Consider the following 22,906-nt stretch of genomic DNA (forward strand, 5'->3'; position numbering starts at 1 on the left):
TCAGCCGCCGATGAAGCTCATCTCGATCTTCTTGAGGCCGACGGTCTCCTCCGAGCGGAGCTCGGAATACCGGTCGTCGCGCGCGGTCCAGATCGCGGAGATCGAGTCGGCCATCTGAACATCCGTCGCGTCGCTGCGCACCAGGCCGCGAAGATCGTGGCCCTGTGTCGCGAAGAGGCATGTGTAAAGCGAGCCGTCGGCTGACAGACGGGCGCGTGTGCAGTCGGCGCAGAACGCCTGCGTCACCGAAGCGATGACGCCGATCTCGCCGCTGCCATCACGGTAGCGCCAGCGCTCGGCGACCTCGCCCTGGTAGTTCTTCTCGACCGGCTCGAGTGGCAGCTCGCGATCGATCGTCGCGACGATCTCGCGCGCCGACACGACATCGTTCAGCCGCCACCCGTTCGACGAGCCGACATCCATGTATTCGATGAAGCGGAGGATCCGACCGGTGCCGCGGAAGTGACGCGCCATCGGCAGGATGCTGTCGTCGTTGAGGCCGCGCTTCACGACCATGTTCACCTTCAGCGGTGCGAGACCGGCCGCCTCAGCCGCGTCCATGCCCTCGAGCACTTTCGCGACGGGGAAGTCCACGTCGTTCATGCGCTTGAACACCTCGTCGTCGAGCGAATCGAGGCTCACCGTCACGCGCTTCAGCCCCGCGTCGCGCAGCGCGCGCGCCTTTGAGGCGAGGAGCGAGCCGTTCGTCGTGAGGGTCAGGTCGAGGTCACTGACTTTCGCGAGCATCTCCACCAGTCGCTCGATGTTGCGCCGGACGAGCGGCTCGCCACCCGTGAGCCGCACCTTGCGCACGCCCAAGCCGACGAAGACGCGCACGAGTCGCTCGATCTCTTCGAACGACAGGATCTCGGCACGCGGGAGGAACTGGAAGTCCTTGCCGAAGACCTCCTTCGGCATGCAGTACACGCAGCGGAAGTTGCACCGGTCGGTAACGCTGACGCGCAGGTCGTGCAGCGGACGGGCGAATACGTCGGTTGGCAGCATCACCCACAAGTATCGACTAGTCCTGGCCCAGCCCGAACAGTCGAAGGGCCGACGACGTTCATACTGTCGGAGTGGTGCGGCGACTCGTAACGTTCATCTTCGTGGGCTCGATGGTCGGCTGCGGAGCCACAGGCGCTCCGGCTGGGACGCCCGTTCCTGACGGCGGACAACACGGTGCCGAGCCGCGACTCGCCTCCGACCCTCCTCTGGCTCACCCGCCGAGTTCGGCAACCCCGGCGAAGCCAGCCCCCCCGGACCCCGCAATGCCAGCGGTGCCCACCAGCCCGGCCGGCGCGGCGACCCCCCCGAAGACAGATCCCTTGCGCGATGCCCCCACTTCGACTGGTCAAGGCATCAACGAGCGCACGGCACCGGAGTGAAATGAACGAGGGCCCCGACCATGCGGTCGGGGCCCTCGCCGATTGCATGTCTCCAGACGTTATGGCGTGATGTCGCGGAACTCGACGCGGGCCGACCCGATGATCGCGCCAGTTACGCTCCCGATGCGGACGTTGACGCTGCCGCGGAGGAAGCGCCCCGCGCCAGGGTTGGATGCGGCTGTGCCGCTGGCGGTGACGCTGAACGTGCCACCGGCAGGACGGTTCGCGAAGCCGCTGCCGGCCGTGATCGTGACCCCGCCGTAGATGGCGTTCGTGAAGGTGTCGGTGTAGCCAAACGTCGTCGTGCCGAGGGGTACGTCAAACCCGTCGACGAGCGCGACCCATGTACCGGCCGCGGGATCGGCGATGGTGACGCTCTCGGCGAACGCCCCGGTGGCGCTCTGGCCCATCGGTGTGCACACGCGTGGACGCGTCGGAGCTGTGCACCGGAATACATACAGATCGAGGTCCGCTGAAGGATCGCTGCTGACCAGCTGCATGATCGCGACAGTTAGCGCGGTCGTAGCCGCGGGAACTTCGAACTCGTATTGCTGCAGTGTCCCATGCGCGATCGTCGGTTCGATGGCGCGCGTGCTCGCGAAAGTCGAGCCCGTCGTGCCGAGAGTGCCCGCAGCGAACTCGTTCGTGATCGTGAACCCTTGGGTGGCCGCCACGCCGACCGTGGTCGGCGTCTTCGTCCACGATGCGGGCGCGAAGCTCGCCCTGTACGCCGTCGCAGTGACAGTGAAGGTCGAGTTCGGGACCGCGGCGGCACGCGAGGCCCGGAGTGCGATCTCCCAGACGCCAGCGCGTGGGTTGGTGACGGTTGATGTGCGCGTAGCGCTACCGGTCGGTCCGAAGAATCCGGCGCCGCAGGGCGTCGCTCCCGTCGTCGCCAGCGGGATGCCACGTGGGTCGACGCACGTGACCGCGATGCGTCCGCCGTTCGTGCGGGTCACGGTGAACTGGACGGCTGTGGTGCCGCTCGGAACGTTGAAGAAGATCTTCGGCTCATTCGTCTCAAATCGTGCCGCGCTGCCGGAGATCGTTTGCGTGTAACCCGTCGTAGCGGAGAGCGGATTGTGGACAACGACGGTGTTGAGGATCTGATAGTCGATGCCCACCGTGGTCGGGTCATCGAGCCGCAAGAGAGCGCTGTACACCCCGGCCGCCGCCTGTGCATTGAAGGTCACCACAAGCGTCGCGGGCACACCGTTCCTTAGCGTGATTGTCGCCGCCCCTGCCGTGAATGCGGATGAATCTCCGAGGAAGCTGACGTTGTACGTTCCCTGGCCGCCGCTCGTCCGCGTGAAGGCGTAGGTGAGGGTCTTCGATTGGCCGGTGGTGATGCCTTCACGCTCATGGATGCCCGTGCCCATGCCGGGCGTGGCGAGGAAGGGACTAAGTACCGTGTGCGTGGGGACGGCCGACGTGATCTCGACCGTCTTGATGCCGTTCTCCGACTCGCCATCGGAGGATGACAGCAGGTCCCACGCCGCGCCCACGCGGAAGAGGCCCGGTCCCTGCTCGTGGGCCTGGTAGCCGCTAATGAAGCGGGCAGAGGACATGATCGCTTGGCGGAGCTGCGCGGGCTTGTGCGAGACGTCGCGCTGCTTCGCCGCGGAGAGCAGCAGCGCCGCGCCACCGGTCGCCTCGGGCGCCGCCATCGACGTGCCGTTGAACATCGCGTAGCCGTAAGAGCAGGTGTACGCCACACACTGTCCGGCCTGCGACTGCCACTGCGGAATGCTGGACACCGCTGAACCGGGCGTGACGATCTGCGGCTTCGTGAAGCCGTCCTCGCGCGGGCCGCGCGACGAGAAGTCGTGCAGCGCCTCGGCGCTCGGCACGTCGTTGCCGTAGTTCGCGAGCACAGTCTCCTTGGTCCAGTAGGCCCCGACGCTCATGACCTTCGTTGCGACCGAAGGGTCACCGACGGTGTTGATACCGGGACCGCTGTTGCCGGCCGAGATGAACATCTGGACGCCATATTTCTGGATCAGGTCGTTGTAGATGATGGCGCGCGGATTGTTGCCGTCATTGAGCGCGGGCAGTCCGCCGATACTCATGTTGACGACGTCGACCTTTGCGACCTTGACGGCGTAGATCATGCCCTCGATGAGCGCGTGAGCCGTGCAGCCCGAGACGAACAGGCAGACGCGCACCGAGACGATCTTCGCGCCGGGGGCTGCGCCGTCGTAGGCACCGCCGAAGAACCCGTTACCCGCCGCGATGCCGGCGACATGCGTGCCGTGCGCGCCGGAGACGATGCCGATGTTGATCGCGTTGAATGCGCGCTCGATCTGCACCACGAACGGCACCGATTCGCGGATCGGTGTCGCCGGGTTGTCTCTGCCGAAGGAGCCGACGTCGAACGACTCGTCGTTGCTGTTGCCCGAGTTGGAAGACTGTCCCTGATCGCCGCTGAAGTTGTGGTCGGCGTTCTGCCGGCCGTATGGACGCATCGGCGTCTCATCGGCGAAGCTTCCGTCACCGTTGCTGTCGACGATGACCGAGTCGCCGCGGTCGTCCCAGAGGACGGCGAAGCTGTCGCCGCAGACACCGTTGCGGTTGAGATCCGAACCGCATCCGATGTCGTACTCGCTGCCGTCGCCAAGGCTCGCCTCATTGAACTCGGCGAACCGGTAGTGGCCGGGAGCAGCACCGGTATACGTGCGACCGCCGACCGTGAAGCTTCCACTGGCTGGTACGTCGATGACCGTATTCATGATCAGCCAGGTCGGGTCGCCGTCGTCGGTGGGATGCGTGTACGTCACCCAGTCAACGATCTTGCGCTCGCCGGTGGTCGTGGTCTTGAGGGCCGGGTGGACGAGATCGATCCCCGTGTCGAGGATGCCGATCGTGACCCCGCGCCCGTCGAACTTCGGGTGCGCAGCGACGAACTGCGGTGCGCCGATGTCGCGTGTGGGCATGTAGGCGTTCTGCTTCGGCGTCGTTGGCCCCGGTGGGTCGACTAGCGTGGCGCTGTCCTCGGCCTCAGGGCGGGGAGCCGGGAGCGGAATGAGCGAATCGACCTCGGCGCCACGTACACCCTTCAGCTGTGTGGCGCGGTCGACGTTGACCGTCGGCACCGAAACACGGACGTAGCCGAGTGCTTTGTCGTGGTACTTGATGGTGCCGCCCAGGCCTTGCAAAGCCATGACGACAGCTGGCGATGCGAGGTCATCGGTCGCGATTAGCAGTGTGACGTTCGGCGCGCCGTCGACCGTCGCCTGCGCGACACGCTCGCGGCTGGCCTTATCCAGAGTCGAGCGTCGGTCGCCATCGTCGGCGAGTGCCGGGGATGGTGACGCGAAAGCGAATAACTGCAGCACGAGGCAAGCGATGACTAACGCAACGGACGCGCGCGATTCAGGACGAAGACTCAACACGGAACGCCCTCCCTCAACCTCTACACCCAAGTACGGACAGCGAGGGAGTGTGGAGCATGGCGTCCGGTACGTAAAGGGACGACCCGGGCCAGGTAAGTTCGTTACACGCGTGCGACCCGGCTATTCCGACTAAACGTCTCTCGCCGCGGCGCGGACAGCGTCGCCTATCAGGCCTCGTTCAGGAAATCCACCGTCGCGCCCCATCGAGTGGACGAGTTGGCCGTCGACTGAAACGTCGAACGTGCCCGACTCCCACGGGATGAGCTCGATCGCCGAGAGCTGCGCGCCGAATTCGTACATGAGCGCCTTCGTGAGCTCGAGAGCCTGTGGCTCGTACCCGCATTCGGCGCAGTAGGTGATCTTGACCCTGACCGGTCGCCCGGTCACACCGCCACCGCGCTGACGAGCTCCCGCAACTCGCGCTGCACTTCGGCGTTCGCGAACGGGACGGTCTCCTCACGCATCGTCTGGAGCTCGGCCTGGAGCCGCGCGCGGACCTCCTCGGGCAGCTGGTCGACCGGAGCGTCAGGGGAGCCGAATTCCGGGTGCGCCTCGAAGATGCGTTTTCGCTCCTTGGCGCGACGCTCGGTCACCGACGCCGGGCGCTCGATCCAGTGGCCGAGCTCGCGGAAGTCCTGGTCGAAGAACACGAAGACCGGGATCGACTGGTACTTCCCTTGGTTGAGCCAGCGCTCCATCAGGTCGAGGTTCTGGTCGCGGTAGAAGACGCGTACGTCGAGCGTCGAGACCTCTTTCGCCAGCCGGCCCAGGACCGGGAGGTTGGCCACGACGTCACCGCACCAATCCTCCGCGAGGACGAGGACACGAAGCTTCCGTGGGAGGGCTGTGAAGACGTGCAGCGTCTCGGGGTCGAGCGTGACGCGGTCTTCGTTCTGAGCGAACCGCTCCTGGTTGCGCGTCATCGCCGCCTTGAACGCGTCGTACGTGATGCCGTGATCCCAGCGCGCTCTGTCGAGTGCCATCTCGCCCTCCGTGAGCAATGTATCCATCTTGACGTAACACGCACCGCCGGCGGCGTGTTCCCTCGCCTAAACTCGCTGCATGTCCACGATCACCGATCCGTCGGTCACGCTGCGCCGCGGCGACCTTGCCTTCCGCCCGGCGACGCTGGATGACGCCGCCTTCGCGGCCACGTCGCGACCCTCATGCGGCCCGACGAACCGGAGGATCCGGCGTCGTGGCGTCACTGGTGGGTGAGCGAGGACCCAGCCTGGACACACGAGCGCTTCATCGTCCTTCGCGACAGCGTGCCGATCGGCTACGCGCGGCACAACCACGCGCCCTGGGATCAGATGAATAAACGCTACGGACGCGTTGGCTTCGAGCTGCTGCCATCGGAACGCACCGATGCTCAGCTGGCGACCGTGTTCGACTTCATCGAGGACCGCGCCCACTCATCTGGGACCGCGATCTTCGCGGCGTACGCCCGCGAGGACGACGAGCCTCTAAAGAACTGGCTCGTTGACCGCGGGTACCGTCAGAAACGCAGCAGCAAGGCCTGGGAGCTGGACCTGATCGCGCAGCGTCGCGCGCTCGAAGCTTTAGCCGCCGAAAGCCGCGCGAAGATGCGCGCCGCGGGCATCACCATCCAGACCATCGATCGCGAGGGCGATCCCGAGAAGCTCCACAAGATCCACGAGATGAGCGAAGAGGCCGCGTCGGACGTCCCGACGACCATTCCCCATGTGCGTCAGCCCTTCGAGGTCTTCGTGCGCTGGTTCGATGCGCCGACGGTCCGACTAGATCGCATGTGGATCGCGCGCGAAGGTGACGACATCGTCGGCATCTCTGTGCTCTCGTACCCGCCGACGCGCGGCAACGTGTGGACCGACTGGACCGGCACGGCGCGCAAGGTCCGCGGCCGTGGCGTCGCGCGCGCGCTCAAGCTCGAAACCGTGCTGCAGGCGATCGCGCTCGGCGTGAAGAGCGTTCGCACCGAGAACGACGGCGAGAACGCGCCGATCCTTCACTTGAACGAGCAGATGGGCTACGTCCGGATCCCCGGCTGGATCCAGTTCTTGAAGGGCGCGAAGCCCTAGCGCGCCTCCTCAGGCGTGATGCTGAGGACGACCTTCTCGCCGCGGCGCACCGTGGTGATGAGAGTCGCAGCGCCGATACGGTCCCCGCCCAACACGCGCTGCAGATCGGACAACGTTGGAAGCGCTGAACCGTCGAGCGCGACGAGAATGTCGCCCTCGCGGATGCCCGCGCGTCGCGCCGGCGAGTTCGGCGTCACCTCGAGCACGCGGATGCCCGACTCCGCGCCGAGTCCAAGCGAAAGTGACAGCTGCCGGCCGATCGGCGTCGCCGCGCCAGAGATGCCGAGATAGGCGCGGCGGACACGTCCGTCACGGATGAGGGCGGTGGCCACGAGGCGTGCGGTGGCGGCCGGGATAGCGAATGCGATGCCCTGCGCCATGGCGTTGATCGCAGTATTCACGCCGACCACCTTGCCGTGCGTGTCGACCAGCGGGCCGCCCGAGTTGCCCGGGTTGAGCGCGGCGTCGGTCTGGATGACGTTCTCGATGATGCGGCCATCCTTCGCGCGCAGAGAACGTCCAAGCGCGCTCACCACACCCGTCGTCACGGTCGACTGCAGACCGAGCGGATCTCCGATCGCGATCACCAGCTGACCGACGCGGAGCGCGTCGGAGTCGCCTAGTTCGGCCGCGGGAAGAGAGGGACCGAGCACGCGCACGAGGGCAAGATCGGTGGCCGCGTCGGCGCCGACGACCGGGGCGCGATAGGTCGCGCCTTCTGCGAACGCCACCTCGACCTCGACGGCACCCTCGACCACGTGCGCATTGGTGAGCACGTACCCATCCGGTGTGATCACCAGACCGCTGCCGCCGCCCTGGCCGCGCCGCACGTGCGCGACCGCCGGGGTCACGCGCTCCACGACGCGGATGACCGCCTGCGAGTAGGCGTCCAGCAGCGCGCTGGCTGGATCGGAGTCCGCGTTGGCCGGGCGCCGGATCTCGGTCGCCATGCTCAGTTCAGCGGGCCCTGCTGCCGGACGGCTCCGACCTGCTCGACCGCAGCCTTCAGCTCTTTGAGCCACTCACCCTGGTTCTGCTGCACGAGCCGCACGCACCAGGCGAGCGCGTGGGCACGGCTGCGCGCGACGCCGGAATCGACCAGCGCATCGAGCACCTCGCGCTCGGGCAGGCGGAGACGCGTCATCGCCGGGACCGCGAGATGCGTGAACATCTCGCGCGCATCGCCGCAGCGCGCGCCCCACGAGACCTTGCGCCCGAAGCGCCGCTCGGCCTCCTCGGAGATCTGCATGCGCAGGTCGCGGGTGTCCTCGCGGTGCTGCTTGATGCGTCCGGAGCGGGCCGCGGTCGCGGCCTCCGGACCGGCGTCGCCGGGCAGCTGCACGTCGGCGAGGGTGCCGATCACCCAGACCTCATCGCGGTCGGCGCGGACTTCGGGCGCGGTGGAGAACCAGTCCTTGGGAATCCGGCCGGCGAACCAGCCCTTCATTTCGTCATTTGCGCTCATTTCGGCCTCCTGCATAGGTTGTAATTGATGTAATCACAATTGGCCAAAAGCGCAAGGGGGTCAGTGCCTGGGGCGTCCTCCGCCCAGTCCACGCAGGCGGGGGTCAAGCGCGTCGCGGAGCCCGTCGCCGATCAGGTAGAGGCACAGGATCGTCAGCGAGATCGCAAGCCCGGGGCCATACACCAGCCATGGCGCACGCGAGAGGAACTGGCTTGCGCCGTTGAGCATGTTCCCCCACGACGGAACGGGCGGCTGGATGCCAAAGCCCAGATATGAGAGCGCCGACTCGGCCAGGATGATCCCGCCCACGTCGATCATCGCGATGACGACGAGCAGCGGCAGGACGTTCGGGAAGATGTGACGAAGCATGACGCGCACGTGCGAGGCTCCGATCGCGCGTGCGCCCAGGACGAACTCGCGTTCGCGCAGCGCGAGCGCCTGGCCGCGCGAGATGTTGCAGATGCCCAACCACCCCAGGAGCCCGATGAACACCGCGAGCGACAACGGGTCGAGCCTGAACAGCAGGCCGACGATGATCAGCAGGAACAGGGTTGGGATGCTGTTGAGCGTGGTGACCATCCACACGATGACGTCGTCCCACCACCCGCGGAAGTAGCCAGCCGAGATGCCGAGTGCCGCGCCCACGCTGACCGACACGAGCGCGCCGAACGTTCCGATGAAGAGCGAGACGCGTCCGCCGTACAGGAGGCGGACGATCTCGCTGCGGCCCAGGCGGTCGCTGCCCAGCCACCAGGCAGCCTCGTCCAGCGTCGGGCGGCGGTAGTTGTTCACGAGGTCCTGCTTCGAGAACGAGACATGGAAGAAGTTGTCGGCGAGGAGATCAGCTCCGACCGCAAGAGCGATCATGAGCGCGAGCACACCGAGCGCGCCGAGCGTCAGGGGATCGTGGCGTACCCGCCAGAAGACGTCAGACCAATAGCCCGACGCCTCACGGCGCGCCTGGTCCCCCACGGGTAGCTGAACCGCGGCCGCTCCGCCGGACATCACCGCACCTTGATGCGCGGGTCGACCCAGGCGTAGGCGATGTCACGGAGGATGTACGACGCGAGGAGGAGGACACTGCCGATGATCACCGCCGCTTGCACCACCGGGTAGTCCTTGTTATTCGCCGCCTCGAAGAGCAGACGCCCGAGTCCCGGCCAGGTGAAGATCTGCTCCACCACCACCGAGCCGCCGATCACGATCGTGAGGATCCCTCCGAACAGCGACACGATCGGGATGAGCGCGTTGCGCAGCACGTGTCGGAGGACCACCCAACGCTCTCGTAGGCCCTTGCTCCGGGCGGTGCGCACGAAATCCTGTCCGAGGATCTCGAGCATCTCTGTTCGGAGGTAGCGAGGATAGGTCGCGATGCCTCCATTGGCGTAGAGCAGCACCGGACCGACCATGTGCCAGGCGCGGTCCCAACAGAGCGTGCAGTCCGTTCCGATCGTGTTCATGCTGCCGATCGGGAACCAGCGCAGCTGCACACCGAGGATCAGCACGAAGAGCAGCCCGAGGAAGAAGTCCGGAACAGCGTTCAAGACGACCGACAGGACGCGGATGCCGTGGTCGGCCGGGCTGCCGCGGGCGAGCGCGGCAACGACGCCGAGCGGGATCCCGATCGTGAGCGCCACGACGAATCCCACGACCGCAAGCTGCAGGCTGTTGGGGATGCGTTCGGCGATGAGCTGGATCGCCGGACGATGGGAGTAGAAGGACTTTCCGAAGTCGAGCCGCATCATGTCCCACGCCCAGTCGACGAACTGGACCGGCAACGGCCGATTGAGCCCGTAGCTCTCGCGGATCTCCTCGCGCTGTTCGGCGGTGACGTCGGTCGAACCACCGATGATGAAGTCCACCGGATCCGCCGGTGACAGCCGGGTGAGAAGAAAGGTCAGCAGCATGATCCCGAACAACGTCGGGACCGCCTGAACCAGCCGCCTGAGGATGAATCGGCTCACGCCATCAGCGGCTCAGCGCTTGATCCACCACTTTTCGATATTCCACGCCGACCCAGAGCTGAAGGGTCTGGGGTCGAAGTTCTGCATCTGCTTGTTCGAGAACACCAAGTTGTCCGAGTTGTACAAGAAAGTCCACGGCGCTTCATCGTTCAGCAGCTTGTCGTGTTGCGCGATCACTCGCTTCCGAGCCGCTTGACTGCAGTCCGGCCCGTCGCGTTGCGCGGTGATGAGCGCGTCGCCCTTGCTCCAGCCAACGCGGTTCAGGCCGGTCGAGGTCGCCTGGCTGGAATGCCACACGCCATACGGATCGGGGTCCGTGCCGTAGGCGATCCCCAGGATGACGCCTTCCCAGTCAGGCTTGCTGAAGCGCGTGCGCTCCGTGAGCGCTTGGAACGATTCCAACAGCGGATCGATCTTGACGCCGATCTGCGCGTATTGCTCCTGAGCGATCTGCAGGATCGTCGTGCGCGTGTTGCTGTCGGAATTCGTCTCGATCTTCATCTTGATCGGCTGTCCGTCGGTCCAGCGGTAGACGCCGTCCGAGCCCATCTTCGCTCCGGCCTTCTCGAGCAGGTCCTTTGCCTTCTTTTGGTCATACGCGTACTTGTTCAGCCCCGTGTCGTCGTACGCCCACATTGTTGGCAACGTGTTCGCGAACACCGGCTTGCCGTAACCGAAGATCACCTTGTCGATGATCTGGTTCACGTTGAGTCCGTACCACAGCGCTTGACGGACCTCCTTGCTCGCGAGCCACGGTGCCTTCGGGTTGTTGGGGTTCCAGCCGATGTACCCATTGCTGAAGCTCGGGAATCTGAACCCTTTCAGCGTGTCGACCTTGGAGAGCTCCTCGTAATCCTTCGGGTCGACCCCGCTGTAACTGACCTCGCCCACCTTGAGCGCGTTCGTGATCGCGGTCGAGTCCGCGTAGAACTTGATGTAGTACTCCTCGATCAGTGGCGCGCCCGCGTAGTACTTCTCGTTGCGCACGAGCGTCACGTGATCGCCCGGCTTGTATTCCTTGAACAGGAACGGCCCCATCGATACCGCCGGCTCCATGTTCATCGTGTTGTCGTCGATGTTCTTCGTGGTGTCGGTCGTCTTGCTGTCCCAGTACTTGCTGAACATGTGCTTGGGGATGATGCCGCCGGCGCCGGCGCCGCCCATCTGGCTCACCGCCGGGCAGAACACCTTCGTGAATCTGATCGTGATCGTCTTGCCGTTGTTCCCGACCTGGATCCCGCTGATGCCGTCGATCTTGCCATCCGCGTAGTCCTTCGCCCCGGCCACGTTGTCGAACGTCCCCTTGCGAATGGTCTTCTTGCTGCGCATGACCGCTTCGGCCGTGTACTTGTAGTCCTCGCCGGTGAACGCCGTGCCGTCGCTCCAGACAAGGTTGTCGCGGAGCGTGTACGTGAGCGTCAGGCCGTCGGCACTGAGCTCGTACTTCTCGGCGAGGCGCCCGACGACCTCGCCCGTATCGGGATCGTTGCGCGTCAGGCTGAGGTAGATCCAGCCCCAGACACCCGACGAAGCCGTGTCGGACGATAGGACCGGCTGCAGCGTTTTGATGTCGGAGGTGAAGCCATCGACGATCCGGCCACCGGCGACGGGCTTGTCGACCACCGACGGAGCGGGGGTCTGGCTCGTCTGCGAAGCGCAGGCCGCACCGACCAGCACGACAGTGATGAAGACCACAGCGAAACGACTCATCCCACAGCCCTCCCTGCGCCTCGCAACTCGCGAGTCCTGCGCCACGGAACCGGTTCGCGGGGGGAGCCTAGCAAATCGGTCAATTACGAATCACGTACTTTCCGGCCGTGCGCGTGGCCGTCGCCCTTCTCTCGCTCAGCGCGGTCGCGTTCGGATTCACGTATTCGGACCACGCGCCGCTCATCCCACTCGTGTCGGTCGACTTCCGGCTCGACGACCTCGGCGCGGGTCTGCTCTCGACGGCGCTGTTCCTGGCGTACATGGCGACCACGCTCCTCACGACCGGCTTAGGCGAGCGGGTCGGTCCGAAACGCATGGTCGGCGCTGGGCTCGCCGTGTGCGCGGTCGGCACGGTGATCTTCGCTGCCTCACCGAGCTACAGCGTCGCGCTCGTGGCCAAGGTGACGCAAGGCATCGGTTCGGCACTCGCGTTCGTCGCCGGCGCTCGTTACCTGGCCGGGCTCTATCGAGAGCGCCGCAATCACTTCGCGCTCGGTCTCTATGGCGCTGGCTATCCACTGGGGAGCGCGCTTGCACTCATCGCGATGCCGACCCTCGCGGGCACGCTTGGCGGCTGGCGTGGCGCGTTCTGGGCCGAAGCAGCGTTCGTCGGTGGAGTCGCGATCGCGTGGTGGCGCGCGCCGTCGGTGCCGCGCGTGCCGCGCCCCGGGAACATCCGCGACGCGCTGCGCTGCCCCAACTGTTGGTGGACGAGCCTGCAGCACGCCGCCGGGTTCGGGCTCGGCATCGCCTCCGGCACGTGGATCACCGTGTATCTCCTGCGCGAGTTCCGCCTCCCTCTCGAGCTCTCGGGCGTGCTCGGCTCGCTCCTCCTTCTCCTGGCGGTGGTGACGCGACCAGTCGGCGGGTGGCTTCTCGCGCGCGAGCACCTGCCGGCGCGACGGGTGATGCGCATCGGCGATCTCGCGATCGTCGCCGGCGTCGCGCTGCTCGCGATCCCGGAACGCCCGCTACCGATCGCGCTCGGTGGCGCGATCCTCGTGGGTATCGGTGTGGGTCTGCCCTACTCGGCGGTGTTCAATACCGCCGCGGCATCGCTGCCCGCCGCTCCCGGTGCGGCCCAGGGTCTGGCGGCGATCGGCGGGACGGCGGGGGTGATGGTGACCGCGCCCGCGATGGGTTACGCCGTGCAGACCTTTGGCTTCTGGTCCGCTTGGCTCTTCGTCGGTGCCGTGTCCGCCGTCGCGTTCGTCGGGACCGCGTTCATGCGCGGTGAGGAGGAGCTGACGTGAGGTCGATCGCCACGCCCGTGGCGATCGTGCTGCTCGTCGGGGTCGGCGCGGTCGAGGCGAGCGCGAGCGCCCGGCAGCTCGCGGAGTCGGCCGGACCGCTGCGCCTCGGGGGCGCGGGCGTGGCGTTGACGGCAGCCGGACTCATCGCCAGCGCTGCGATCTATCTCGTGCTCGGCCACCTCGCGGCCGACGAGCGTGGTGCATTGCGCGCCGGCGCGATCACCGGGACTCTCGCCGGCCTCGTCGGCGGCGCCCTGCGCGCGGTCATCATCAGTGGAGTGGTCGCGGATCTCGTCGCGCGGTACGCCGCGGCAGGGGACTGGTTCGTGCCGGCGGCGCTTGCGACATTCGTCCTGGTGTCGCTCGTGGCGAGCGCTGTGGGTGGCGCGGCGCTCGCGTGGACCGGCCGCAGGCTCAGTCGAGCTGCGCGGTCGCGACCTCCTGCCTGACCCGCTCGATGCTGCCGTCGGCCTGCAGGGACTGGAAGGTCGCGACGACCTCGGGATCGAACTGCGCTCCGGAGCCGGCGATGACCGCGGCCATGCCCTCCTCGATCGTCCACGCGGTCTTGTACGGCCGCTTCGAGGTGAGCGCGTCGAAGACATCGGCGACGGAGACGATGCGCGCGGCCAGCGAGATCGCGTCGCCCTTCTTGCCATCGGGGTAGCCGCGTCCGTCCCAACGTTCGTGATGCTCGCGCGCGATCGCGCGGGCCGTCTCGAAGAAGCGCGCCTCACCGAGCATCACCTCGCCATCGATGCAGTGCTGCTTGATGACCTCGAACTCCTGGCTCGAGAGGTGATGCTCGCTCTGGAGGATGTGATCCGGCGTATGGATCTTGCCTACGTCGTGCATCACGCTCGAGTAGCCGAACTCTTCGACGACCTGCGCAGGTAGTCCGAGGCGGGTGCCGATGGCTTCGACATATTTGCGAACGCGAAGCAGATGCGCGCCGGTGGTCTGGTCCTTGATCGTCGCGGCAAGGAGCAGGTGGCTGATGCCCTGCAGACCGGTCCGCCGGAGCTCCTCGTTCGCGACGCGCTCGGCCTCGAGCGCGGTCTCGAGCTGCTCGCGGCGCTCGCGCTCACTGCGCAGCATCTCCGCGAGATCCTCCGCGTAACGCGTGCTCTGCCGTTCGAGGAGGCGCAACTCGCGCAGCTTCGTCTCGTACTCGAGGCGCACCGACTGTTCGCGTCGGTAGACCTCGGCGAAGTCGCTCGCCATCCGCACTGCTTGAGAGTTCGCCTGATCGGCCACGCGGATCGCCTGCTGGAGCAATTGGCGGAACACCTCGCCGGCGACGGTCGAACTCGCCGGCGGCATCGTGATACTGGGAGAGACTTCGATCACTTCGATCGACATCCGCTCGGGCCTTTCCTCTGGCATGGCGGGGTCAGCTGTGCGCGAGGATCCCGCGGATAGTGTCGATGAGCTCGAGCGGCCCGAAGGGCTTGGTGAGGTACTGCGTCGCACCGACCGAGAATCCGGTCTTCTTGTCGCTCTCGCTCTCATGCGCCGTCAGCATCACGACCGGGATGTCCTTCGTGCCCGGCTCGGACTTGAGCTGCCGGCAGACCTCGAAGCCGTTCGGTCCGGGCCCCATGTCGACGTCGAGGAGGACCAGGTCGGGCGTCTCGGCACGTGCGAGCTCGAGCGCCTCGGTGCCGTTCTTGGCCTCGAGGATCGTCCAGCCCTGCGTCGACAGGGTGATCCGGACCATCTGGCGGATGGGTACGAGGTCGTCTGCGATAAGGAGTTTTGCCATGCGACGCATGGTAGACGGGTCGCGCGTCATCAGACCCCCCCTCCGTGGGGACTTAAGCCCCACGGGCTAGCACTTTCCCCCCGCGCGGGGAGGTCGGCCCCTGGCGTGTCCACGAATCGAGGGTCACCAGGCCGAGCCGAGCGGCCTCCGCGACGGCCTCGAGGCGTGAGTGCGCGCCGAGCTTGCGAAGCACCGCCTGAACGTGTGCGCGAAGGGTCGCTGTGGAGATGCCGAGTGATGCCGCGGCTGCCGCGGTGCTCGCGCCCGTGGCGAGGAGATAGAGGACCTCGAGCTCGCGCGGCGTGAGTGGCTCGATGGCCGTCGCGGGCTCACTGCGTTCCGAGAGCAACAGGCGCTGGAGCTCGCTCGATGAGAAGAGCACCTCGCCTGCCGCTGCCGCGCGCACCGCGCCGACGACGTCGTTGAAGCCGCGCTCTTTCGTAAGGTGGCCGACCGCGCCGGACCGCGCGACGTCCGCGAGCGTGAACGCGCTGGGGTCGCCGGTGAGCACGACGATGGCCGTCTTCGGCATCGTCGAGCGGACCGCGCGCGCGAGATCCGCGCCGGTCCCGTCGGGCAGGTGGTAATCGGCGAGTACGACATCGGGTCGCGCCTCGTCCAGGGCTGCGATCGCGCTCCGCACGTCATGCGCGACCGCCACGACGTCGATGTCGCTGGCGCTGCGCATCCCGACCCGAAGGAGCTCGGCGAAGAGCCGTTCGTCGTCAACGATCATCACGCGGATCGCGTCGCTCATTGCTCGACTTCCGGGCTTCGAGCGGACCGCACCTGCGCGGCAAGTGCAGCGACGGCGGCCGGATCAAGCTCGCCGCGACCGACGGCGCCCTGAAGAATGCGAACGGCCTCCTGCTCGGTGACCGCGGGGCGGTCCGGGCGATCGACGAGCAGCGCTTCGAACCGATCGGCCACGCTCACGATGCGGACCTCGAGCGGGATCTTCTCGGCCGTGAGGTGATCCGGATACCCACCGCCGTCGAGACGCTCGTGGTGCCAGCGAACGATCGGCAGGATCGGCGCGAGTGGCGACACGTGCCTGAGGAGCTCTTCGCCCAGGAGCGGATGCTGCTCGATCGCCTCGCGCTCGTGTGGCGTGAGCTCGCCGGCCTTGACGACGATCGGCGGTGGCAGCTTCGCGTTGCCGACATCGCGAAGGAGCGCGCCGAGTCGGATCGTGCCGATCGCGACCTGGTCGAGCCCGAGCACCTGCGCGATGGAGACGGAGCGTGCCGCGACGCGTTCGCTGTGGCCCATCATGAATCGATCGTGCGCCTCGAGCGACGTCGCGAGCGTGATGAGCGCGTCCGCCGCGGCGCCCATGTCGCGCACGAGGCGCATCTCGCGCACGAGCAGATCCGCGTGTCGCGAAAGCTCGCCGTCCAGCCGCGCGAACTCGGTGGCGGGTGTCTCCGAGCCCCGCGCGATGACGAGAACGGCGGTGCCGCCATCCACGAGGCCCGCGTCGGGCGCCACACCTTCGTCGATGAGAACGAGGTCAACGGCGTCCGCCCCGTCCTTCGCTATGTCAAACCGCGACGCGAGCAGCTTCTCTGCCGTGGCGCGCCGCGCCCCATCCTTCAGCGAGACCGCGGCCATCGGCCGGGCGCGCTGGGGACGTGCCGCCAGCGGCTCGAGCCGCGGCGGACGGGCGTTCCGCGTCTGGAGGAGCACAGCGTCGATTCGGGCGAGGAGCTCAGCCGCGTTCCACGGTTTTGTGACGTAGTCCGCGGCGCCGCACGAGAGGCCACGCACCTTGTCGACGACCTCGCCGCGGGCCGAGAGGAAGATCACCGGGATGTGCGCGATCGCGCCGTCGCTCTTGATGCGCAGGCAGACGTCGTAGCCGTCGGTGTCCGGCAGCATCACGTCCAGCAGTACAAGGTCGGGGACGAGCTCGCGTACCAGCGCGAGGCCCTGGCCGCCGTCGCGCCCAACGGCGACCTTCATGCCGTTCGCCTGCAGGCGGCGCTGAAGGACATCGGCGGACGCCGGGTCGTCTTCCACCACCACGACGCTCGTGGCCTTCTTCGCGGTGCCGGGCAGGGGCGTCATCGCCAGATCGTTCATGTCGCGAGACCTGTCTGCTCTTCGCCGAGAAGGTGACGCATCGCGACGACGAACTTCGAAGGTCGCTCGTTCACCATGTGGTCGCGGATGTAGGAATAGAGCTCATCCGCCCAGCGAGGCAGTTCCTGGAACCACTTCACTTCTATGATCACGCCCGGCTCGCGCGCGATGACCGGGCCGATGCGGCAGGGCATCGAGCTCGCGTCGTTCGTCACCCACGGGACGGCGAGATACATCAGGTTGTGATCCGCGGTGATGCGCATGCTTCCGTCGGGCGCCGAGTACGCGATGCGGTTGTACTGCGTCACCACGACCGGTCGCACGCCGTCCGCGATCGTGCGCTCCGCGCGCTCGACGAGCCCGTTCTTGTCCCGCGGCATCTTCTGCTCGCCGCGGAGATACGCGGGCAGGGACATCGTCGGCACCTCGTAGCGCTCCTTGAACGACGTGCTGGCGGAGTCGTCCTTCATCTCGAGATAGACGGTCCCGCCGGCCAGGATCTCGTTCGGCCGTGTCCGGTGATATTCGCGGACGCGGATCTGGAGTGCCTTTCCCGCCTCGGCCGCGCGGAACACGCTCCAACCGTACGTATCGAGGTACGCGGTCGTCGACCACTGGTATGGGCGGTCGTCACGATCGAGCCCGAGGTAGGTTCCGCTCGTGCGGAGCGCGAGGCGCGCGACGGACTCGTTCACCAGGAAGCGGTGCTCGTTGCGACGCTCGGTGTCGCTGCCTGCGTCGAGAACGATGTTCTTCATGCCGTGACAACCACGTGATCGGCGGCCGCCGCAGGCAGCGTGAGGTCGATGATCGCGCCGGCCTCTCCGGGATTGGCGACGCGGATGGTGCCACCGTGCAGCGCAACGGCGAGCCGGCAGAACGCGAGACCGAGGCCCGTCCCACCGCGGCTCCGACCGCTGGGGCCCTGATAGAACCGGTCGAACACGTTCGGAGCATCGGTCGTCGTGATACCGGGGCCCGTGTCGGATACGCGGATCAGAACGAAGTCGGATCCCTCGTCGGCCTTTCGGGCTTCGACGCGGACCTTGCCGCCGGAAGGTGTGTGCTTGACCGCGTTCGCGAGCAGATTCGTGAGCACACGGACGACGAGACCGTCGTCGACGAAGACCGTCGCATCACCAACTTCGCTCGTGACGGTGATGTTCTTCGCGCGAGCTTCAGGTTTCACCTGGGAGATGCTCTTGCGCGTGAGGTCCTCAAGACGCATCGCCTGGGGCACCGCCTCGAGACGCCCCTCCTCGAGCTTGTAGACATCGAGAAGAGCATTGACCATCCGCAGCATCTCGCTGACGTTCGATTCGGAAAGGCCGAGCAGCTCGGTGAACTCGGGCCGCGACGGGTCGAGCTGACCCATGCCGACGAGCTGGAGGAAGGCAACGACGCTGTTGGCCAGGTTCCGGATGTCGTGGCCGAGCATCCCAATGAGCTCCTGACGCGAGCGCTCGACCTTCCTGAGCTCTTCGTTGCTGGCGCGGAGCTCATCCTGTAGCCGCTTCGTGAAGAGGGCGCTGCGCACGCGGGCGGCGAGCTCGACGGGCTCGAATGGCTTTGCGACATAGTCGACGCCGCCGGCCTCGAAGCCAGTGACGACATCGTCGGTCTGATCCTTCGCCGTGACGAAGATCACCGGGATAGCCGCGGTGCTCGCGTTCACCTTGAGCCGGCGGCAGGTCTCCCAGCCGTCTATGCCGGGCATCATCACGTCGAGCAGGACGAGATCGGGATGGTCGCGCTCGGCGATCGCGAGCGCCTGTTCGCCGCTGGACGCGCGCAATACCGCGCAGCCCAGGGCCGCGAGACGGCGCGAGATGAGATCGAGGTTCGCCGGCTCGTCGTCGACGGCGAGAACGGTGCCGAGGCGCTGGACCGGCGCCACGGCCGCGTCCTGTCGCCTCGTCCCCAGAGCGAGCGGGGCATTCTCGGGCAGGAAGCGCGCGAGCACCGCGCGCAGTTCGGCCGGGGCGTACGGCTTGGACACGAAGTCATCGCAGCCTGCGTCGATCGCGCGTTGCCGGTCTTGCTGCATCGCGAGCGCCGACACGGCGATGATCGGGATGCGCGCCGCCCAAGGCTCTTCGCGCAGCTTGCGAGTGACGGCCCACCCGTCGATTCGCGGCAGCAGCAGGTCTACGAGGATCGCGTCGGGGTGCTGGGCGCGCGCGATGTCGAGGCCGCTCTGGCCATCCATCGCGATGAGCGCCTCGTGACCGGCCGCGCGGATGATGCGCTGCGCGACGTCGAGGTTGTTGGCCTCGTCCTCGATGACGAGAACGCGAGCCACGCTCATGACCTCGCCGCCGCGCCCGTCAGGGGACCCTCGGTCAGCGCCGTGGCGCGCACCCGGACCGGCAGCGTGAAGAGGAACGTGCTGCCGGCGCCGACGGTGCTCTCCACCCAGATGCGGCCGCCATGCAGGGCGATGAGCCGCTTCGAGATGGCCAATCCCAGTCCGGTGCCGCCGTAGCGGCGCGTCGTGGATGCGTCGACCTGGCGGAACTCGTCGAAGATGTACGTCTGCGCCTCCGGTGGGATCCCCACGCCGGTGTCCACGACCGCGATGGTGATCCAGCCATCGACGATGGTCGCGCGGACCGTCACTCCGCCGTGTTCGGTGAACTTCACCGCATTTGCCATGAGGTTGACGAGCACCTGACGGATGCGCGCCCGGTCCGCCCACGCCGCGGGCAAAGAGATCGCGACATCGGCGCGCAGGGTCAGAGATTTCGCATCCGCGTGCGCACGCATGAGCTCGATGACGTCGTCGATCACGAGGGGGATATCGACCTCCTCGATGTTGAGCTCCATCTTGCCGGCCTCGATCTTCGCGAGGTCGAGAAGTCCGTTGATGAGGCCGAGCAGGTTGTCCGCCGCCTGCACGACGCGCTCGAGATCCGCGGTCTGCTGCTCGGTGAGATCGCCGTCGAGCCCATCGAGCATCAGCTTCGTATACCCGATGATCGCGTTCATCGGCGTGCGCAGCTCGTGGCTGACGGACGCGAGGAACTCGCTCTTCAGCCGGTTGGCGCGCTCGAGCTGCAGGTTGTTGTCCTTCAGCTCGTTGACCAGGTCCGCGTTCTCCTTGGCGACGCTGACGAGCCGGGCGATCGTCCGCAGCGCGCGCGCCTCGGTGTCGGTGATCTCGCGCGGTCCCTTGAAGTACGCCGACAGGAGACCCGCGGCGCGGCCGCGCGCTGACAGCGGGATGTGCGCGACGTAGGGCAGCGGAGTCTGCGGCACGTGCAGATGCTGGATCTGGTTCGGGTCGTAGACCGGATTCACCAAGACCCGTGTGGCGAGCATCACCGCCGTGTCCGCGGTGACACCGATCGTCGTCGGCGCGATCAGGCGGCCGCCCGAACCCATCGGCGCGCCAGGCGCGTCCTCGCGGATCACGATCGATGCGCCGTCCGCGTGGAACAGCGCGACCATGCGGGACAGCGACTCAGCGAAGATGCGCTCGCGGTCGGTGACACCGACGACCGCGTCGGCGACCTCGTTCACGGTGCGCACCTCGGCCATGTATTCCTCTTGGGCACGCTGACGTTCGCTCAGCGATCTGGCCATCGTGTCGAAGGCTCGCTCGAGCGTGCCGATCTCATGATGCGACCGCTGCCGGATGCGCACTCCAAGGTCGCCGGCCTCGATCTGCTGTGCCGCGGCGGCGAGATCTTCCAACGGCTTGGTCATCGCCGTCGCCGAGCGATAGGCGAAGAACGTGACCAGCCCGATGAGGCCCGCTGCGAGCACGAACATGATGACGAGCAACGCGCGCTGCGAGTTGTTGAGCGCGTCGACCGGGAGCAAGACCGCGAGAACGCCAAGAGTTGCCCGCTGGCCGATGACCCGGAAGATCCCGTAGAAGTTCCGTTCACCGATCTTTACGTCTTGGGCGACCACGTCGCCCGGAGCACCGTCGACCTGCTCCAACGTGGGGAACGCGACTCCGTCGGGGATCTCCGTTGTGTATGCGCGCACTTTGCCGTTCCAGATGAGTGCGATCTGCGCGTCGCTCTTGGTGTTGATCGCCTTCAGGTAGTCGTTCCCCAGGATCGTGCCGACCTCGAGGAAGCCGATCTTCTCGCCGTCCTTGTTGCTGCGGATCTCCCAGATCGCGCGGATGACCAGACCGTGCGCGGGTTCGTCGGTCAGGACCCAGGACTGCTGCGCGCCGGCCAGGGCGTCGGTGAGGATCTGCGGGAGAAGGGTCTCGCCTGGCACAAAGTCCTGCGCACCGGCGATGAGATGGCCATCGATGTCCGACACGCTCATGAAGTCGACGCGCAGACGCGATTTCTGCGGTAGGAGGAACGCCTCAAGGCTCTGGCGGTCCTTGGCCTCTGCAAGCGCGCGAGTGGTGTCCAGGCCTGCCATCAGCTGGGCAGCCTTCAGGGCGAGGTCTTTCTGATCCTGAATGTCGTTCTTCGCGGCGACGGCGACCACGTTCGCCTCGTCTTCGAACTGCCTCGTGACGAGCTCGTTGGACTCGTACAGGGCGACGGCCGCGAGAACCACAAGGGCGCCTATGGCCACTGCCACCGTCCGACCGACGAGGGCGCGTAGCAGACTCGGCGCGAAGAGTTGCGTGAAGAAACGCACGAAGACGGGCCTAGATGCCGGCCAGGATCTTCTGCCCTTCGGGGCCCTTCACGAAGTCGATGAAAGCCTTGATGGTTGGCTTCACTTTCGCCGGCTCCGGGTTGTACACGAAGAACAGGGGACGGCGGATGGGATACGTGCCATTCGCCAGTGTCTCCTTGGTGGCGGCGACGTTGTCGATCGTCAGCAACCGTACGTCAGCAGTGCTGAAGGCCTTCGCGTTCATGGTCATCATTCCGATCGAGTCTTTGAAGGACCCGATGGCCTTGAGCGTCTCGTCGATCTGGAAGACCTCGACCGCGTCTTTCGAGTAGACCGGCTTCGTCGCGCCGAAGAAGTACGACTCGAAGGCCGAACGGGTTGAAGACTCGGGCTCGCGCAGCAGCACGCGGATCTTGCCTGGAGAACCACCGACGTCCTTCCAGTCGGTGATCTGGCCAGTGAAGATCTTCGCGACCTGGTCCTTGGTAAGCGCCTTGACCACGCTCGACGCGTTCACACCGACGCCGGTACCGGATGCGCCGATCGGCACACTCTCGACAGTGCCCTTTTCCGCCGCTCGAAGATCACGGCTGATGAAGCCGAGATCCACGGTGCCATTCACGGTGAGCGACACGCCGGCGTCCGAGCCAACGTCGTCAAGTCCCTGCCAGAGCACCGTGGGGTGCACTTCAGAGAAGCCACTCGTGAGCGCCCTGACGGCATCGAGCGCCCCGCCGCCGCCCTTGGTGACGAAGGTGCCGGCCAGCGGATCCGGGGTCGACTTTGTCGCGATGGGACTTGCGCCGCCGCAGCTCGCCACCAGCAGCGCCACGAGGATCAGTTTCAGAGATTTATGTAGGAGCGTCATGTACCCCTTGTCCTCCAGGCCGGCGCTCGCCGGTTAAGCCAATTGTGGGAAGTGTGGCTCCGCTAACTGGCGTGTCTATCCCTCTAACGGGGAGGGGACGCTCCGAAACGGCCTAATTAGGCCCTATACGTCAGTTGGGGTAGCTGCGGGACGGCTGCGCTTGGCCGGCAGGCGGTGCAGGAGCCGCTCAGAGGACGCCGCGATCTCCGCGACCGCCGCATCGAAAGCCTGGGCGTTTGCGGGCGCCGGTGCCCTGAATCCGCTGATCTTGCGGACGAACTGGAGCGCCGCCGCCCGGACCTCTTCTTCGGTCGCGGGAGCTGTGCCACGGAGGGTCTTGATGCTTCGACACATACACGA

22 protein-coding genes are annotated in these 22,906 nt (G+C 66.5%); 4 read left to right on the forward strand and 18 right to left on the reverse strand.

What is annotated here, in order from left to right; translation table 11 throughout:
• From moaA to VI056_10990, 4 genes are all read right to left on the reverse strand, one after another.
• A complete protein-coding gene (moaA, locus tag VI056_10975; GenBank protein HEY6203552.1) occupies positions 1–1,005 on the reverse strand; it encodes a GTP 3',8-cyclase MoaA in 1,005 nt (334 codons plus the stop codon).
• A gap of 439 nt (positions 1,006–1,444) precedes the next feature.
• Positions 1,445–4,720 carry a S8 family serine peptidase gene (locus tag VI056_10980; protein ID HEY6203553.1) on the reverse strand — a complete coding sequence of 1,092 codons (3,276 nt, stop codon included), beginning with the start codon at positions 4,718–4,720 and terminating at the stop codon, positions 1,445–1,447.
• A 186-nt stretch (positions 4,721–4,906) separates the two neighbouring features.
• A complete protein-coding gene (locus VI056_10985) occupies positions 4,907–5,164 on the reverse strand; it encodes an Rdx family protein (protein HEY6203554.1) in 258 nt (85 codons plus the stop codon).
• Positions 5,161–5,760 (reverse strand): thioredoxin family protein, encoded by a 600-nt coding sequence (locus tag VI056_10990; protein ID HEY6203555.1) that lies wholly within the window; start codon positions 5,758–5,760, stop codon positions 5,161–5,163. Before VI056_10990 ends, VI056_10985 begins: the two co-directional genes overlap by 4 nt.
• Before the next feature lie 79 nt (positions 5,761–5,839).
• Here VI056_10990 and VI056_10995 point away from each other — a divergent pair, with 79 nt between their 5' ends.
• The gene (locus VI056_10995; GenBank protein ID HEY6203556.1) at positions 5,840–5,995 is read left to right on the forward strand and encodes a hypothetical protein; all 156 of its coding nucleotides are present in this window, start codon (positions 5,840–5,842) and stop codon (positions 5,993–5,995) included.
• Positions 5,992–6,837 carry a GNAT family N-acetyltransferase gene (locus VI056_11000; protein ID HEY6203557.1) on the forward strand — a complete coding sequence of 282 codons (846 nt, stop codon included), beginning with the start codon at positions 5,992–5,994 and terminating at the stop codon, positions 6,835–6,837. Before VI056_10995 ends, VI056_11000 begins: the two co-directional genes overlap by 4 nt.
• On the opposite strand, the gene VI056_11005 is transcribed toward VI056_11000, so the two are convergent.
• Genes VI056_11005 through VI056_11025 form a run of 5 tightly spaced genes read right to left on the reverse strand, consistent with a single transcriptional unit; the run spans position 6,834 to position 11,976 of the window.
• Complete coding sequence (locus tag VI056_11005; GenBank protein ID HEY6203558.1) at positions 6,834–7,787, reverse strand: trypsin-like peptidase domain-containing protein; 954 nt, start codon at positions 7,785–7,787, stop codon at positions 6,834–6,836. The two genes, VI056_11000 and VI056_11005, sit on opposite strands and share 4 nt — an antisense overlap.
• Before the next feature lie 2 nt (positions 7,788–7,789).
• On the reverse strand, positions 7,790–8,302 hold the full coding sequence (locus VI056_11010; protein HEY6203559.1) for a hypothetical protein: 513 nt from the start codon (positions 8,300–8,302) through the stop codon (positions 7,790–7,792).
• A 60-nt stretch (positions 8,303–8,362) separates the two neighbouring features.
• The gene (locus VI056_11015; protein ID HEY6203560.1) at positions 8,363–9,307 is read right to left on the reverse strand and encodes an ABC transporter permease; all 945 of its coding nucleotides are present in this window, start codon (positions 9,305–9,307) and stop codon (positions 8,363–8,365) included.
• On the reverse strand, positions 9,307–10,266 hold the full coding sequence (locus tag VI056_11020) for an ABC transporter permease (protein HEY6203561.1): 960 nt from the start codon (positions 10,264–10,266) through the stop codon (positions 9,307–9,309). The genes VI056_11015 and VI056_11020 overlap by 1 nt, the downstream gene beginning before the upstream one ends.
• A gap of 12 nt (positions 10,267–10,278) precedes the next feature.
• Positions 10,279–11,976, reverse strand: coding sequence for an ABC transporter substrate-binding protein (locus VI056_11025; GenBank protein HEY6203562.1), 1,698 nt, complete (start codon positions 11,974–11,976; stop codon positions 10,279–10,281).
• Positions 11,977–12,083: 107 nt separating this feature from the next.
• On the opposite strand from VI056_11025, the gene VI056_11030 reads away from it, so the two are divergent.
• Positions 12,084–13,229 (forward strand): MFS transporter, encoded by a 1,146-nt coding sequence (locus VI056_11030; GenBank protein HEY6203563.1) that lies wholly within the window; start codon positions 12,084–12,086, stop codon positions 13,227–13,229.
• On the forward strand, positions 13,226–13,678 hold the full coding sequence (locus VI056_11035; GenBank protein ID HEY6203564.1) for a hypothetical protein: 453 nt from the start codon (positions 13,226–13,228) through the stop codon (positions 13,676–13,678). The genes VI056_11030 and VI056_11035 overlap by 4 nt, the downstream gene beginning before the upstream one ends.
• Here the strand turns inward: VI056_11035 and VI056_11040 are convergent.
• The 9 genes from VI056_11040 to VI056_11080 all read right to left on the reverse strand — a co-directional run bounded on the left by VI056_11040 (position 13,644) and on the right by VI056_11080 (position 22,900).
• Positions 13,644–14,552, reverse strand: coding sequence for an HD-GYP domain-containing protein (locus VI056_11040; GenBank protein HEY6203565.1), 909 nt, complete (start codon positions 14,550–14,552; stop codon positions 13,644–13,646). The genes VI056_11035 and VI056_11040 overlap by 35 nt on opposite strands.
• A 70-nt stretch (positions 14,553–14,622) precedes the next feature.
• A complete protein-coding gene (locus tag VI056_11045) occupies positions 14,623–14,994 on the reverse strand; it encodes a response regulator (protein HEY6203566.1) in 372 nt (123 codons plus the stop codon).
• 52 nt (positions 14,995–15,046) lie between these two features.
• Complete coding sequence (locus VI056_11050; GenBank protein ID HEY6203567.1) at positions 15,047–15,751, reverse strand: response regulator transcription factor; 705 nt, start codon at positions 15,749–15,751, stop codon at positions 15,047–15,049.
• Positions 15,748–17,064 (reverse strand): HD domain-containing phosphohydrolase, encoded by a 1,317-nt coding sequence (locus VI056_11055; protein ID HEY6203568.1) that lies wholly within the window; start codon positions 17,062–17,064, stop codon positions 15,748–15,750. Before VI056_11055 ends, VI056_11050 begins: the two co-directional genes overlap by 4 nt.
• An 11-nt stretch (positions 17,065–17,075) precedes the next feature.
• Entirely contained in the window at positions 17,076–17,837 is a 762-nt protein-coding gene (locus tag VI056_11060) for a VTC domain-containing protein (GenBank protein HEY6203569.1), read from the reverse strand.
• The gene (locus VI056_11065; protein ID HEY6203570.1) at positions 17,834–19,381 is read right to left on the reverse strand and encodes a response regulator; all 1,548 of its coding nucleotides are present in this window, start codon (positions 19,379–19,381) and stop codon (positions 17,834–17,836) included. The genes VI056_11060 and VI056_11065 overlap by 4 nt, the downstream gene beginning before the upstream one ends.
• A gap of 2 nt (positions 19,382–19,383) precedes the next feature.
• A complete protein-coding gene (locus VI056_11070) occupies positions 19,384–21,696 on the reverse strand; it encodes an ATP-binding protein (protein HEY6203571.1) in 2,313 nt (770 codons plus the stop codon).
• 10 nt (positions 21,697–21,706) lie between these two features.
• The gene (locus VI056_11075; GenBank protein HEY6203572.1) at positions 21,707–22,546 is read right to left on the reverse strand and encodes a substrate-binding domain-containing protein; all 840 of its coding nucleotides are present in this window, start codon (positions 22,544–22,546) and stop codon (positions 21,707–21,709) included.
• A gap of 123 nt (positions 22,547–22,669) precedes the next feature.
• Positions 22,670–22,900: a DUF2277 domain-containing protein gene (locus VI056_11080; protein ID HEY6203573.1), complete on the reverse strand. Its 231-nt coding sequence runs from the start codon at positions 22,898–22,900 to the stop codon at positions 22,670–22,672.
• Positions 22,901–22,906 lie beyond the last annotated feature (6 nt).

It is taken from the genome of Candidatus Limnocylindria bacterium (genome assembly GCA_036523395.1).
Taxonomy (GTDB): Bacteria; Chloroflexota; Limnocylindria; order P2-11E; family P2-11E; genus CF-39.

Excerpts from the sequence above, each read along its gene's own strand:
- moaA (HEY6203552.1), bottom strand. The coding sequence starts at position 1,005 with ATGCTGCCAACCGACGTATTCGCCCGTCCGCTGCACGACCTGCGCGTC.
- VI056_10990 (HEY6203555.1), bottom strand. The coding sequence starts at position 5,760 with ATGGCACTCGACAGAGCGCGCTGGGATCACGGCATCACGTACGACGCG.
- VI056_10995 (HEY6203556.1), top strand. The coding sequence starts at position 5,840 with ATGTCCACGATCACCGATCCGTCGGTCACGCTGCGCCGCGGCGACCTT.
- VI056_11005 (HEY6203558.1), bottom strand. The coding sequence starts at position 7,787 with ATGGCGACCGAGATCCGGCGCCCGGCCAACGCGGACTCCGATCCAGCC.
- VI056_11010 (HEY6203559.1), bottom strand. The coding sequence starts at position 8,302 with ATGAGCGCAAATGACGAAATGAAGGGCTGGTTCGCCGGCCGGATTCCC.
- VI056_11015 (HEY6203560.1), bottom strand. The coding sequence starts at position 9,307 with ATGTCCGGCGGAGCGGCCGCGGTTCAGCTACCCGTGGGGGACCAGGCG.
- VI056_11025 (HEY6203562.1), bottom strand. The coding sequence starts at position 11,976 with ATGAGTCGTTTCGCTGTGGTCTTCATCACTGTCGTGCTGGTCGGTGCG.
- VI056_11040 (HEY6203565.1), bottom strand. The coding sequence starts at position 14,552 with ATGCCGCCGGCGAGTTCGACCGTCGCCGGCGAGGTGTTCCGCCAATTG.
- VI056_11045 (HEY6203566.1), bottom strand. The coding sequence starts at position 14,994 with ATGGCAAAACTCCTTATCGCAGACGACCTCGTACCCATCCGCCAGATG.
- VI056_11050 (HEY6203567.1), bottom strand. The coding sequence starts at position 15,751 with ATGAGCGACGCGATCCGCGTGATGATCGTTGACGACGAACGGCTCTTC.
- VI056_11055 (HEY6203568.1), bottom strand. The coding sequence starts at position 17,064 with ATGACGCCCCTGCCCGGCACCGCGAAGAAGGCCACGAGCGTCGTGGTG.
- VI056_11060 (HEY6203569.1), bottom strand. The coding sequence starts at position 17,837 with ATGAAGAACATCGTTCTCGACGCAGGCAGCGACACCGAGCGTCGCAAC.
- VI056_11075 (HEY6203572.1), bottom strand. The coding sequence starts at position 22,546 with ATGACGCTCCTACATAAATCTCTGAAACTGATCCTCGTGGCGCTGCTG.
- VI056_11080 (HEY6203573.1), bottom strand. The coding sequence starts at position 22,900 with ATGTGTCGAAGCATCAAGACCCTCCGTGGCACAGCTCCCGCGACCGAA.